Annotated in this window: 10 protein-coding genes and 1 tRNA gene; 1 reads left to right on the top strand and 10 read right to left on the bottom strand. The window is 55.7% G+C overall.

What is annotated here, in order from left to right:
- Positions 1 to 99: 99 nt before the first annotated feature.
- From RIB44_02115 to RIB44_02090, 6 genes are all read right to left on the bottom strand, one after another.
- Positions 100 to 1599 (bottom strand): FMN-binding glutamate synthase family protein, encoded by a 1500-nt coding sequence (locus RIB44_02115; protein ID MEQ8615367.1) that lies wholly within the window; start codon positions 1597 to 1599, stop codon positions 100 to 102.
- Between the two features lie 256 nt (positions 1600 to 1855).
- Positions 1856 to 2869: a DUF1559 domain-containing protein gene (locus tag RIB44_02110; GenBank protein MEQ8615366.1), complete on the bottom strand. Its 1014-nt coding sequence runs from the start codon at positions 2867 to 2869 to the stop codon at positions 1856 to 1858.
- A 181-nt stretch (positions 2870 to 3050) separates the two neighbouring features.
- The gene (locus tag RIB44_02105) at positions 3051 to 4802 is read right to left on the bottom strand and encodes a choice-of-anchor Q domain-containing protein (protein ID MEQ8615365.1); all 1752 of its coding nucleotides are present in this window, start codon (positions 4800 to 4802) and stop codon (positions 3051 to 3053) included.
- Between the two features lie 126 nt (positions 4803 to 4928).
- Positions 4929 to 5003: transfer RNA gene (locus RIB44_02100), tRNA-Pro, on the bottom strand.
- Positions 5004 to 5188: 185 nt separating this feature from the next.
- A complete protein-coding gene (locus tag RIB44_02095; protein MEQ8615364.1) occupies positions 5189 to 6229 on the bottom strand; it encodes a ParB/RepB/Spo0J family partition protein in 1041 nt (346 codons plus the stop codon).
- Positions 6222 to 6968 (bottom strand): ParA family protein, encoded by a 747-nt coding sequence (locus RIB44_02090; GenBank protein MEQ8615363.1) that lies wholly within the window; start codon positions 6966 to 6968, stop codon positions 6222 to 6224. The genes RIB44_02095 and RIB44_02090 overlap by 8 nt, the downstream gene beginning before the upstream one ends.
- A gap of 199 nt (positions 6969 to 7167) precedes the next feature.
- On the opposite strand from RIB44_02090, the gene RIB44_02085 reads away from it, so the two are divergent.
- A complete protein-coding gene (locus RIB44_02085; GenBank protein ID MEQ8615362.1) occupies positions 7168 to 8145 on the top strand; it encodes a hypothetical protein in 978 nt (325 codons plus the stop codon).
- Positions 8146 to 8350: 205 nt separating this feature from the next.
- Here the strand turns inward: RIB44_02085 and RIB44_02080 are convergent, their stop codons facing one another.
- From RIB44_02080 to ahcY, 4 genes are all read right to left on the bottom strand, one after another.
- Entirely contained in the window at positions 8351 to 9703 is a 1353-nt protein-coding gene (locus RIB44_02080; protein ID MEQ8615361.1) for a DUF1015 domain-containing protein, read from the bottom strand.
- A gap of 191 nt (positions 9704 to 9894) precedes the next feature.
- Positions 9895 to 10671 (bottom strand): PEP-CTERM sorting domain-containing protein, encoded by a 777-nt coding sequence (locus RIB44_02075; GenBank protein ID MEQ8615360.1) that lies wholly within the window; start codon positions 10669 to 10671, stop codon positions 9895 to 9897.
- Between the two features lie 177 nt (positions 10672 to 10848).
- Complete coding sequence (locus tag RIB44_02070) at positions 10849 to 12165, bottom strand: hypothetical protein (GenBank protein MEQ8615359.1); 1317 nt, start codon at positions 12163 to 12165, stop codon at positions 10849 to 10851.
- A 180-nt stretch (positions 12166 to 12345) separates the two neighbouring features.
- Positions 12346 to 13707, bottom strand: coding sequence for an adenosylhomocysteinase (gene ahcY, locus RIB44_02065; GenBank protein ID MEQ8615358.1), 1362 nt, complete (start codon positions 13705 to 13707; stop codon positions 12346 to 12348).
- Between the last annotated feature and the right edge of the window lie 54 nt (positions 13708 to 13761).

Genomic DNA, 13761 nt, shown 5'->3' with positions numbered 1-13761 from the left:
GGGATCCGACCAGCTTGGTCGGGTCCCTTTTTTAGAGATTGACGCGGAATAAGACTACGTTAAGCAAGCAGAGATTACGCAGCTTTCGAGCATCAAATGCTAGGCGTTCACAGCTTTCTGCATTTCACCTACAGTGACTTCTTGATAGCCGAATGCTTCGACGGCTGATTGGGTTTCCATCCCTTTGCCCAAAAGTTCAAAATGCTCAAGCGTAATCTCCGCCGGGTGACTGACTCCGCACGCGCGAGATAATCTTAGCAGCTCTTTGCGGAGCGACACCAAATAGTTTGCGAGCCTCGCTGATTTGAGCTGCGGATCGAGTCCTGCCATCAGCCATTTGTTCTGCGTCGCAACGCCCGCAGGGCAGAAACCTGTGTGGCAGCGTTGGGCTTGGATGCAGCCGATCGAAAGCATCGCTTCACGAGCGACGGCAATCAGATCGCAGCCCATCCCGAAGGCCAACAGTGCCTGTTCGGGGAAGCCGAGTTTTCCTGAGCCGATGAAGGTCACGTCGTCCTGCAATCCTTGGCGGGCAAACTCGCGATAGACTCGACTCATGCCGTGCTTGAACGGCAGGGCCACATGATCGGAAAACACCCTTGGAGCGGCACCGGTGCCGCCTTCACCACCATCGATGGTGATAAAATCAACGCCACGGTCGGTGGTCGCCATTTGCTCGGCCAGATTATTCCAGAAATCAAGTTCCCCCACGGCACTCTTGATACCCACTGGCAAGCCGGTGGATTGCGCAATCAGTTCAACGAAATCCAACATGCTATCCACGCTGTTGAACTCCCGATGGGATGGTGGACTTGCACAGTCTTTCCCCATCGGAATGCCTCGGATCGCAGAAATCTCCGGCGTGATTTTCTCTGCCGGCAGCATACCGCCGACGCCCGGCTTTGCACCTTGGCTGAGTTTGATCTCGATCGCACGGACCGGGTGCTTGTCGACTGCCTCGATCAGGCGTTCGAGCGAAAAGTTCCCATGTTCATCGCGGCAGCCGAAGTAGCCAGTCCCGATTTGCCAAACAAGGTCGCCTCCATGTTGATGATGCGGCGAGACGCCGCCCTCACCTGTGTTGTGCAAAGCGCCTGCCAACTGGCAACCACGGTTGATCGCCTCAACAGCCGGTCCGCTCAAAGCGCCGAAGCTCATGCCGGAGATGTTGACGATCGACTCGGGTCGAAACGCATGCCTTCGACCACGATGGGCGCCAAGAATTTTTCGCGAGGTAATGGCGTAGTTTGGGTCGAAGTCTTCGTCCCCTGGGCGTGGGTCTGCCAATGGAAACGGGCTGTGCTTGATAACCAGATGATTGGGATGCTCTTCGAGGTCGAGACTTGTCCCAAAGCCAAAATAGTTGTTCTCACCCTTGGAAGAAGCGTAAACCCAGCGACGCTGTGCCCGACTGAAGGGGCGTTCTTCGTTATCGCTGGTAACGATGTACTGCCGCAGTTCCGGACCGATATGCTCAATCCAATAACGGAAGTGGCCTACGATGGGAAAATTGTGAAGAATGCTATGCTTCTTCTGCAAAATATCATGCAACGCCCACGCTAGGAGCACTACCACAACCAGCCCGACTGCCCACCACATACCTGCCGCCTTTCGTGCCAAGATCTAACTTTGGCCACACCCGCAGCCTGAAAAGTGTAGCCTTCTGTCGAAGGCTCAAGACGGCTAGACAGGGAAATCGCTGCACCTCAAGTAACGATTATTCCAATCGTCACGATTATGAGAATGAGGGTAAGCAGGACTGAAATAATCTTTGCCCGCTAATGCACAGCACGTGCGCGAACCCTTAGCGGCCGCTCGCCCTAAGCGTTGTTAGCTTGGCAACAATTGGGGTGCCTCAGAAGACATCACCCGGAATGACCTGTCCGTCGGCTTTGTCGCCAAGGAACTGGTAGGTCTGGTGGTCAAGATCCTCGGAAAAGAAATGCACACTGCCGTCGCCGAGGGCAAAGTTGGCACCGCCGGGGTGTGCGGAACGGAACCCGAGTTCGGTGGCCCAGTTGCACTTCTTATGTTGACCAGGCACCGGGTCGTCGTCGTGATTGCAGGTGTCGTAGTTGATAGGAATAACTGTTGAGACTAACCCGCTACCGTTGTTATGGCCTGCCCAACCTTCCTGGATATGGTCGGAACAATCGGGCCTAGCCTCTCCGAAGAAGATGGTATTCGATAAGCCGTCGGTGATTTGGACGAGCTTGGTCGGATGCTGCTGACGAGTAAATGGACCTGAGTATTGCGACAGGTCGCTGGAAGGAACACCTATGGCAAAAGCATTAAACTCATTTCTTATATCTTGAGGACACACACAATAGGGAGCAGTGCCTGTCTTCGGCATCGAACCATAAGACGCAGCATAGTTGGTCCGTGCACGTGGCGTATTCGAGCTACGGCCCAAGCGTACTAAGTCACCCGTATCGCTGGGGCAGACGTACATATCGACGACGAACTCTGCCAGATAAGTTCCATCGGCGAGTTGCTTCGTGTCGGTCGGCTCATCTCCCTCGGGATCAATGAGGTTGTGCAAGGTTGGGTTTTCCGCGTAAGGAAGAATTCGCACAAGGATGCCCGGGCGTCGATGAACGTACGGGGGAACATGATCTCGGAATACTGAACCCGGCGGCAAGATATCGCGAGCCTCTTCGTAGTTGAGCGTGGCCAACATCATTTGCTTCATGTTGTTTGTGCATTGCATCCGTCGGGCCGATTCCCGCGCGGCTTGCACCGCCGGGAGCAACAGCCCAATGAGCACACCGATGATTGCGATCACGACGAGCAATTCGACGAGCGTAAAGCCCAGATGACGGCGGACAACGAATGAACTTTGCTGGAGGTGAGCGTGGCGTGACCGCATGGGACTGCTTCTCCGGGTTTGTCGATGAGAGTTTCTGAGACAAGAGCTGCATTGCATGTTGTCTGCAATATGCAGCTTTCGTAGATGATGACCGTTTTTCGCTGCTTATGCAACCCTTTCTGAGAGAAAGCCGGAAGGATCAGACAGAGACTGGCAGCGTAGGGAAAACGAGACCGCCCTGCTATTTCCAGAACTGGCGACGAACCGCGTCCCATTTCAGTTCAAGCGGGTCGACCTCAACCCCACCGCGGGTGGCGGAGGAGCGACTAATCGGCCGTCCAGAATCAGGAGAAGAATTGCCCGCAGGGCCGCTGCTGACCCCAGCAATAGGTGCAAAGGTCACGGGAAGGTAATGCTCTGGCAAAGCAAGGAGTTCCTCGTCCTCGAATACCTCAACCGCCAAGGCCGCTGCGATGGCGAGAGCCGGGTCGGGTGAAGAAGGCCCTTCGGTTGCCGCTTGGACACTGCTGGAAGTGCCCTGGCCATAGGTAAGCTGCCACGCAGCCAAGTCACTCACATCAACATCGGTGTCGAAGTCGCTATCGCCCTCGGCTGGGGTTGCGTTGGCCATTCCAAAACCGCTTTGCCACGTGAGAAAGTCGAAGCCGTCGAGCGCGTTATCCGTATTGAAGTCTGCCGAGGGAACACCCTGGGCTTCGTAAGCACCAAGATCAATCACCACATCAGCAGGCACATTGCCATCAACAATGCGATTGAACGGCGCCCCGCGCTGGTCGTACATGGGTGGATCAACAATGCCAATATCTCCCGCATCAATCGCCGGGCTGCCGGGGAGCAGGGCGTGCGTTTGAGTGGGGCCACCGTTGTCGGCGAGGGGGCCGAGGAGGGGGTCGATGTTGAGGAGGTTGCCGGTGCCGGAGGTGGCGGTGATGCCAGAGCCGGTGGTGTCGCCGATGAGGCTGTAGTTGATGGAGGGATCTTGAGCATTCAAGTCATGGGCTTGACCATGCGATGTGTTGCCCGCAATGACTGAGCTTTCTATCAGAGTCGAACTCTGGGTGCCCAATCCTCCCCCAAAGAAACTTGGGCTGGCAAACGGGGCATGATTATTTATGATGGTTGATCTCACCACCTCTACTGAAGATGCAGAGCCTATTCCGCCTCCACCGAAAATACCTCGGGTCACATTACCACTAACCGTGCTTTCGACAAGTTTCAAATTGCCTTGAGAGAAAATACCGCCTCCGCTGCCATCCCCAGATAGACTACTGTTCTCACTTATCGTGCTCTGCGAAACTTCCAACTTACCGCTTCGAACTATGTTCTCTCCTGGTTCACCAATTGCGGTACCAGAATAGATTCCGCCTGCCACTCTTCCAGCCACACTCTGCTTTACCGTAGTTCTTGTGACGACCAGCTTTCCTGACCCAGAATAAATCGCTCCTCCGAGGGTATCGCTCTCAGATACTTCGTTTTCAGTCAATGTTGCATCATCGACTGTCAACTGACCTTCTCCGATAAAGCGAATCGCTCCACCATTGGCAGTCGTAAGGAAGCCCAGCGGATCGACAGTATTCTCCGATGTGGTCAATCCGTTCTTTAGTGTCATACTCCCGATATAGAAGTCACCCTGAATTGCGGTGATATTGATAACTCTAGAACTTCGCTGGGCATCAATCGTCAGCCACTCTTGTCCGGGCCCGCTGATGGTGAGCCCCTCAGTGATTTCCAATTCCCCAGCCGACAGCTGAATAATTCCAGGGCCGTCGATTTCTAAGGCAAACTCAATCTCATCATCCCCCGGCAACGCATTCGCATCGAAAATCGCCTGACGCAAACTGCCCGGCAAATCACCCGCGGCGGTGACCGGGCCGTCGGAGAGGTTGCTGACCGTGAACACAGCTAACAGGCGACGGTCTTCGAGGGGCTCGAACTTGAGTCGCTTGCTTGGGTGAGGATTCGAGGAGTGCATTGCGACTTTGGAGGTTTGGTCTAGTACGAGCGCGTTGCTTCGATTCTAAACGACGACCGGGGGAATCACCAAGAATTGTGGTGAGAAAGAGAAAGCCTTACGGCTTAGCCGACAAGCGGCAATCAGTCGGGGCGACACGATTCGAACGTGCGACCTCCTGCTCCCAAAGCAGGCGCTCTAGCCAGGCTGAGCTACGCCCCGTCAAAAAGCTGTCCCCGGTAGGTCGGGGTCAGCAATTGCTGAGAATCTTAAAGCTTAGTTACAAACGCGGTCCGCAGCAAGGGGCTGACTGTTCGTTTGGACACCCAGTAAAACCACGGTCCCCGTGGTTAGCTGCGAGAGAAAATAATAGCGTCTTGAATTGTCAAACCACGGGGACCGTGGTTTTACGCTGCCTCACTCGCAGACTCGCTGCCGGTGAGCAAAGTTCGCAGGCGGTCGAATTCTTCGGCGCTCGCAAAGTGGATGGTGATCTTGCCTTTGCCTTTGGCGTTTTGCTTGAGATCAACCTTGGTGCCGAGAGCGAGCTTGAACTCTTCCTCGAGCGCCTTTTGCTGGGCACCCGGTTGCAGCTTGGTCGTCTTGGTTTTGCCGTCGGCATCGACCACTGAGAGTAGGTCGCCACCCTCGCCACGGATGAAGTCGCTAACGGCTTGCTCAGTAGCGCGAACGGAAAGCGTTTCTTTGACGATTCGTTTAGCAAAGTTCGTCTGCTCAACTTCGTCGCCTAATGGTAATAAGGCACGACCGTGGCCGGCGGAGATTTCGCTTTTCTCGATCAGTGTTTTGACCGCCGCTGGGAGTTCCAACAAACGAATGAGGTTGGCGACCGTCGAGCGATCGACGTTCACTCGGCTGGCGAGTTCTTCCTGCGTGCAGTGGTACTTCTCTAGGTACTGTTGAAACGACGTACCTTTTTCAATCGCGTTGAGATCTTTCCGCTGGATGTTCTCGACAATGGCTAGCTCGGCCATTTGACGATCGTCGACGTGGCGAACTTGCACGGGGACGCGCTCCCAACCGGCCATCTGGGCGGCACGCAAACGGCGCTCGCCGGCGATCAGTTGGTAACCACCCTCGGAAGGTCGGACGACAATCGGCGCGAGGAAACCGTGGGTGCGGATGCTGTCGCAGAGGTCGGCTATCTCTGCTTCATCGAAAGTCGTCCGTGGTTGGTACGGATTGCGATTCACCGAGTTGACTTCAAGCCACTGCTGACCGTCGTCGCTGCGGGTGAGATCTACGGAAGGAACCGGTGCCCCAACCGATTCCGTCTGACTACTATATTGCACACTGTCTTCGACGTGGGCTTCGTGCGCGGTTGCCGCTTCTACTTGGCTTGTTTCGGTTGCCTCTTCAGCAGGCGTCTCAAAGGTGCGGCCCAATAGGGCTTCCAATCCTCGTCCTAGTCGTCGTTGGTTAGACACGTTCCAGCACCTCCTGACAAAGCTCGACGTACGCCCGAGCGCCCCGCGAACGGGGTGCGTAATCCATCACGCTGCGGCCATGACTTGGCGCTTCGCTGACGGCGACGTCTCGTGGAATCACGGTATGAAAAACAATCTCGCCGAAGAACTCCCGCACCTCGCGATCGACCTCGGCGGTGAGTTCCAACGCCGCGTCGTACATGGTGAGCAAGATTCCCCCAAACTCTAATCGGCTTTCGGGCCGCTCCATCGTTTGCCTGATTATGCCGATCATCTGGGTTAATCCCTCCATGGCGAAATACTCGCATTGAATCGGCATTAAAACTTCGGTCGCGCTGGTCAATGCCGTGCGAGTGAGGGGGCCTAGCGAAGGTGGGCAATCAATCAGTACCGTGTCGAACGAACCCAAGCTGCCCGCAAGGTGGGCCGCTAGCATCCGCGATCGCGTGTCGGATGAGTTCGCCAGGGCGTCGACATCTTCAAAGCTGCGAGCGCCGGGAAGCAGCGAGAGATTCTCCAAGTAGGTTTCGCGGAAGGACTCGCGAAGGGGTTTCGTATCGACGAGGGCGTGCCGCTCGTCCGGTTCATGCCCGAGGCCCGTGGTGGCGTTACACTGCGGGTCGAGATCGGCGAGGAGGGTTTTCTTGCCCGAGATGGCTAAGCCGCAAGCGATGTTCAGGGCGGTGGTCGTCTTGCCGACGCCGCCTTTCTGATTCGCTATACAGATGACTCGAGACATGCGTGAGAGAGTAGAAAGGTGAAAGGAGAAAGTGGAATACTCGTGAATTGACTGTAGCCCGCGAGCACTGTGATATCTGAAAATTGGCTCTCGCGAAAACCTGCTAGCAGAGGCCTGCTTTTTCGAGCGGATTGTAGGGAGGTGGGCGTTTGCCCGGAACGCCACTTCTGGGGGCTGGATAAGGTAGAATTCGGTAGCTATGCCGAACTTGAAGCCACTAACTGATGACGAGCGTGCCTTGCTCGACGAGTACCGTGCGACTCATCCCAAGGAGTTGCCGTGGCAGTTTTCTATTCGATGGCTGTTGCTACTTACAACTTGCGTGGCCTTGCTAGCAGCTTTGGTTGCTCGTACGAACATGGCAGTAGGGTTCCTTTTGCTCCTAGCGTTCGGAACGGCCGTGCTGGCACGTCGGCTTGGTCGACAACGGAAACGAGCGATGCGTGAAATTGACGAACAAATCCAGAGCGAAAGTGAATCACAGAAAACGCTCTACGAGCAACTCTCTCTGTCGCATGATCCCCGGATTCGAAATCTCCTTACCGGAATCACCGAAGAGCGAACAGGGGATCATCTCATCTCAGGGTGGTTAGGGACCGTAGCAGCAGGGACCCTTTACCCCCCTGTTATGGCGACGCTGGCGATTTTGTTCGATGGCCAACCACTCAGCATCCTCGGCTCCGCAACCTGCGCAGCAGCAGGCGGTTTTCTGTTGACCTCGTTCCTAGCAGCGCTGCTGATGGTGGCCGTTGCCCTCATGCTGATGTTGAGCGGGTTCCGCCCGGGCGGCTTTGCGGTTGGCTCTCTGGTGGGAGGCGGTACCGGACTTGTTGCCTGTGGGATTCTCTACTCAGAATTGGCCCAGGAAACACGAGCGTACTTTGTCGCCACGGCAATCGCAATTCTGTTGGGCCAAACGCTTGCGGTGTGCTCCGTGCGAAAGATGAGCAATCAGAAAACGCAGCGGATTTTCAAGCCAAAAGTAGTCGATCAACAAAGGCACTTTCGCCTGCGGCAGTTGTTCATGCTGACCACCATTGTGGCGGTGCTGTCGGCACTGGTCTCGCAGTTGGGCCTGAGCGAAGCCCAGGTAACGGTTTGCCTTGTAGGGTCGGGCTGGCTGGGGGGGACGATCCTGGTGGAGCGATTGCTTTTAGCAAATTCCCGTTCCACGTGAAACAAACCTCCCATTCAACCCAACCAACGCGTTTCACGTGAAACACGTATCTCACGCAAACCGCGTGAATCGTTTCACGTGGAACATATTAAAACCACGGTCCCCGTGGTCAGAAGCTGGTTGCGGCGAGAACTACCTCGCCAGTTGACCGTCTGAGCAGAATTCGCTCACTGGCTGCGCTAACCACGCGGAGCGTGGTTTTACTTTACTCCAGCGGATTCAAAACTAACCCGCTGAGCAGCTTCGGGTAGAAGAAGGTGCTCTTGGCAGGCATGCGTTCGCCGGCGTTGCTGATCGCGCGGATGTGTTCCAGGGTGGCGGGCATCACGAGAGCGCCGAGTTCAAACCGGCCGCCACTCCCTTCTTGGCCCGTGAGATCGCGACCGGCGGAGTCCCCCTCTTTGAGGCCGGTGGGGACTTCGTCGAGCGTGCGGACGTATTTTGGGGCGGGAAGATCTGCTTGACCGAGTAGTGTTTCGACGATCAGTTTGTGCAGCAGGCTCACCCCGAGGCCCTGCCAGGCGTCGCATTGGTCGGCGGCGACTTTGGCCATTTTTACGCGGCCGGCGTCGGTCAGACGCACGAGGGTCCACTTTTCGTCCTCGGCGGTGTAAAGGCCGAGCGTGGACTGGGAGTCTTCCGTTTCGATCTCTTCCCAGAGCGAGATGGCTCGATCTGGCCCCTCGCCGGCGGGCTCGCAGATAAAGTGATCGCCGAGCTTCTCGATCAACTGCCCAGAAGTCATCGCGGGGACGCCGCGGAACAGTCGGTGCGTTGGCAGGACGAGCATGCCGGGATCGTTCATCGAGACGCACATCATCAGCACGAAGTTGGCCGGATGTTCGCTGTCGAGTGAACCGGCATTCTCCTCAGCGAGTTCGTCTCGGTAGTTACAGGCGGTCTCGTAACGGTGATGACCATCGGCAATGTAGACCGGACGGCCTCCCATGGCTGCCGTGACTTGGGTGATCACCTCAGTATCCGTCACCGGCCAGAGGCGATGCTTCACGCCTAGGTGGTCGGTCGCTTCCAACGGAGTCACGCCGACGATAGCCGCTTCGAGCAGATTCTGGGCCGTGTTCTCCTCGTCAGGATAGAGACCGAAAATCTGGCTGAGGTTTGCCTTGCAATGCTTCCAAAGTTTCAGCCGGTCCGCTTTCGCCCCGCCGTGGGTCTCCTCGTGGGGGTGGATGTCGCCCTCGCCGAAACGCTCCAACCTTGTGCGGCACATGAATCCGCGGCGGGTGAACGTCTCGCCACGTTCCTCGAACTCCTGATGATATACGTAGATCGCCGGATCGCTCTCGACGAACAGCACCTTCTCTTGCAGCCACTGTTTGAGAAACTTCGCGGCACGCGTGTACCGATTCGAGTTATCGTCGTCCCCGGGCTCATCACGGTTGAGAATCAGCCGCACCGAGTTGGCCGGGTGCTTCTTGTAGAGCTCGTCCTGAAGCTCAGGATCGATGACATCGTAGGGAGGGGCGATCACGTCCGAGAGAGATCCAACGTGACCGAGATCGTAACGGATGCCGCGGAAGGCGGAGATGTTGGGCATTTTGAGAAAGGGGAAAGTAGAGAGCTGAAAGGGGAATACCGTGTCAATTGTGGCCACGTCGGGCGCTTGCTTGGCGTGCAGTGTATGCGAACCGGGCGCACAAAAAAACCGCCAGCTTGGGCTGGCGGCTGCGAGATTCTTCAAACCTTCACAAGCAACTCACGGCTGGCTCATCCGGTAGCCGGCGAGCCTCAGCTTCTCCTGCGGGCTGAGACTCCGAAGACAGCTGCCACCAGCAAGGCGACAGAACTTGGCTCAGGAACGAACAGGATTAGGTTCGTTGCAAAACCTGGCGACACAAATCCCGGTGTGAGAGAGTTCGTGGGCGAAGCGTCCAACCGAAAGACAAACGGCTCATGACTTTCGAGAGTTCCGCTAATTTCGATGCCGCGACCTGTGACGCTGAAAGGGACTCCTTCTTCCAGAGAGTCGAGAGGCACGCCGTCGATTTCAAACGAACGCCCGTAGACGTTCAGCTCGCCTGTCTCCGTGCCGAGGAAATTTGACTGCAAGAGACCACCGTGCCAATTGACTTGCCCGGTGATCGTAGCATTCATTCCCGCATCACCGCCAAAGAGATTCGTAATGCTATCGAGGAATCCAAAGTCGCCGAGTTTGCCGCCAAAGAAGTTGATCGTTGCCGCACTATTGATTTCGGTTGCATACTCAGTCGAACCGGCATCTCCAGCGAAGACATTAATCGTGCTGGAACCCGTGGCGTAGATTCCATATCCGATCGTCCCGCCTTGAACGTTCAATACGCTCTGGTCATTGAGAATGAAGAAATCGCCAAGTGAGCCTCCATCAAATAGATTCAGTATTTCTGTTCCGTTCAGCGAAGCCGGGGCGGGGTCTGATGGCACATTGATTTCGGAGGCGACTGCTAAAGGAGCAGATAGCGTACAAATAGCTAGCAAAAAGATTGCCGGCTGAATAGCACTTTGGTCCGTGAGTTGATTTGCCTTCATTAGCTTACTCCCACTAGGTCATTTCCAACACGCCGTCACATCGAATACTCAAGCTACCCTTGATCGGAACAGAGTGCAATAAAAAAACCCCGTCTTGAGCTGGAGGCAATTCGTTCGCACTTGTTGGGCGAACAAGGCGAGAGATGCTTACGCCGTTTTTGCGGAAATCTCTGGCGACTAGTTTCTAGATCGAGCGGTCGAGGCAAGCCCCGCCAAGAAGAGCAGCATGAGAGAGGCGGGCTCGGGAATAGGAGTATAGAGATATGCTGCTCCTGGTGGCACATAAGAACGCCAGTCACGTGCGGCGCCTCCTGAAATCAGCAGTCGTCCCTGGTCAAAGTCGAGGTCAGCACCAAAGATCTGTCGACTGAAAGGATCGGGATGAGAGATCGTCCCCTCGTAGTCCCAGGTGCCATCCTGCTGACGCCGCAGCAATTTCACGCGATAAGGATCTCGCCCCGCCTCCGACGTACCTTCCGTGTACGCAACCAAATCGCCTTCGAGAGCGACGCCTCCGGTGATCACGAACTGTGGTGTGGAAGAGTCTACCTCGTGCACCAGATCCCAGACACCGGCCTCGCGCTCATAGATGCTAACGATGCCTGAGCCTTCGTCACGCGTCACGGCGGTGTCTCCGTCGATTTCTACGACTCTTGAAAAGTATCCTCTGCTATTCGCCAGGTTCTGAGGAAAGCTTTGGGTTTCAACCCATTGCCCATCGGATTGACGCTCGAAGAAGTATAGCCCTCCATCGTTAATCGTTCGATCCACGAGTGCTGCTGTCGTGCCGTCGATGGCGACCGTCGTAATGGAAATATCGCGACCGGACTCTGGGAAGAGATTCGCTATTTCCAGCCACTGGCCCGCTTCTGACCGATGATACACGCGTGCAACTCCTACGCTTCCATCTGTTCGAATGGCGTTTGTTTCTTCGGCGATAGCCCAGTCGCCAGAGATGTCCACGGATCGCCCTGCTAAGCGGTTGCCCCCTCGCGCTCGCTCGGGAAAAGTTCGGAAATCGATGCCGCTAGTAGTGCGTTCCCAACCGTTCTGTTCTTTCGCGATAAACTGCAGAGGGCGCGAGCGCGCATCGGTGTAGGTATGGGAATAACCGACGACGATCTCTCCGCCGTCAATCGCCAACTCTTGCCCGAAAAACGGATTCCCCTCAGTCCCGCCAGCGTCAAAGTCGAACTTCTCTACTGGTCGCCAGAAATGCTTCCCTTGTTGTTCAAAGATGACTGTACTGCTGAAACCGTCGCCATCGAAGTAGCCTGAATCGCGTTTGATGGCTACGACGCCATCTTCAATCACCAATGCCGACCCAAAATAGTCAAATGGCTTTGGCTCGACCGCACGAAATGTGTACGAAAGCTGGTACGAGCTTTCAAATTCCGGATCCGTATTGTTGCAGCCGCAAGAGAAGGCTTTTTGCAAAGGAGCCAAGCTATAGCTGGAGTACAGGATTGCTAATCCTAAGAGGATTCTTTTCACACGATACCTCGGAAAACCATGTAACTATATCCAGAAGAGGAAAGACTATCAGACTGCTAACATGTTTTCAAATTCTTGATTCGAATCGCCTACTGAGACACAAGAAAGTCTACGTTGCGTAAAAAAGAACCCCCGGCTTGCGCCGGGGGCTGATCGTTGGTTCGAATTGTTGCGTATTCCCTAATAGCGATAGTGCTCGCTCTTGTAAGGTCCTTCAACTGGCACGCCGATGTAGTCGGCTTGCTCTTGGGTGAGCTTGGTGAGCTTCACGCCAAGCTTGTCGAGGTGCAGGCGAGCGACTTCTTCGTCGAGACGCTTGGGCATCAGGTAGACCTTGTTCTCGTAGTCACCTGTGTTTTGCCAGAGTTCAAGTTGGGCAAGAACCTGGTTCGTAAACGAGGTACTCATCACGAAGCTAGGATGACCTGTTGCACAGCCGAGGTTTACCAAGCGACCTTTGGCCAACACGATGATCGAGCGACCGCTGTCGTTAAACGTGTAACGATCCACGGCACCGACGTTCGAAGGCTTGATCTCCGAGCGGGTAGCCCGCCCAGCGGCGACTTCGCCTTCGAGCCAGGCGATGTCGATTTCCGTGTCGAAGTGGCCAATGTTGCAGAGAATGGCGTCTTCGGCCATTTGCTTCATGTGATCACCAAGGATGATGTCCTTATTGCCGGTGGTCGTAACGAATAGTCGGCCTTCTTTGCAGGCTTCATCCATCGTGACGACTTCGAAGCCTTCCATCGCAGCTTGCAACGCGTTGATGGGATCAATCTCCGTGACTAGTACACGGCAACCGTAGCGCTGTAGGCTGTGGGCACAACCTTTGCCAACGTCGCCGTAGCCGCAGACAACGGCGACCTTGCCGGCGAGCATCACATCAGTGGCCCGCTTCACACCGTCGGCGAGCGATTCACGGCAACCGTACAGATTGTCGAACTTGCTCTTCGTGGCGCTGTCATTCACGTTGATCGCGGGAACGGACAAACGGCCTTCTTTGTTGAGGACTTCCAGGCGATGGATACCTGCCGTGGTCTCTTCACTGAGGCCCTTAATGTTGCCGAGAAGTTCGGGGAACTTGTCGTGCACCATTGCCGTGAGGTCGCCCCCATCGTCGAGGATCATGTTCAGCGGTTCGCCCGAGGGGAACGCCGTGAGCGTTTGCTCGATGCACCAGTCGAATTCTTCCTCGCTCATGCCCTTCCAAGCGAAGACAGGAATTCCCGCCTTAGCAATCGCACAGGCGGCGTGATCCTGAGTGCTGAAGATGTTGCAACTACTCCAGGTGACTTCGGCACCGAGCTCGACGAGCGTCTCAATGAGAACCGCCGTCTGAATCGTCATGTGCAGGCAGCCGGCAATGCGGGCCCCTGTCAGCGGTTTGTCTTTGCCGTACTTCTCACGCAAAGCCATCAGGCCTGGCATTTCGTTTTCGGCGATCTCAATTTCTTTGCGACCGAATTCGGCGAGTTTCTCGAACTCTTGCTCGGGGACGGTCACGACCTTGTACGGTAATTGTGTTACTTCTGCTTGAGCCACGATGGCACTCTCCTGACAGTGTCTACTGTAGTTAGATGTGGTCGGCGTGAGGAT

The sequence above is a fragment of the Lacipirellulaceae bacterium genome, assembly GCA_040218535.1.
Taxonomy (GTDB): domain Bacteria; phylum Planctomycetota; class Planctomycetia; order Pirellulales; family Lacipirellulaceae; genus Adhaeretor.
The sequence above is the reverse complement of the archived record's forward strand: the minus strand, read 5'-3'. Positions and strand labels throughout refer to the sequence as shown.

What these genes read in the sequence shown, in the direction of transcription:
- RIB44_02075 (MEQ8615360.1), bottom strand. Translation starts at nt 10,671, where the DNA reads ATGAAGGCAAATCAACTCACGGACCAAAGTGCTATTCAGCCGGCAATC.
- RIB44_02110 (MEQ8615366.1), bottom strand. Translation starts at nt 2,869, where the DNA reads ATGCGGTCACGCCACGCTCACCTCCAGCAAAGTTCATTCGTTGTCCGC.
- RIB44_02105 (MEQ8615365.1), bottom strand. Translation starts at nt 4,802, where the DNA reads ATGCACTCCTCGAATCCTCACCCAAGCAAGCGACTCAAGTTCGAGCCC.
- RIB44_02115 (MEQ8615367.1), bottom strand. Translation starts at nt 1,599, where the DNA reads ATGTGGTGGGCAGTCGGGCTGGTTGTGGTAGTGCTCCTAGCGTGGGCG.
- RIB44_02085 (MEQ8615362.1), top strand. Translation starts at nt 7,168, where the DNA reads ATGCCGAACTTGAAGCCACTAACTGATGACGAGCGTGCCTTGCTCGAC.
- RIB44_02090 (MEQ8615363.1), bottom strand. Translation starts at nt 6,968, where the DNA reads ATGTCTCGAGTCATCTGTATAGCGAATCAGAAAGGCGGCGTCGGCAAG.
- RIB44_02080 (MEQ8615361.1), bottom strand. Translation starts at nt 9,703, where the DNA reads ATGCCCAACATCTCCGCCTTCCGCGGCATCCGTTACGATCTCGGTCAC.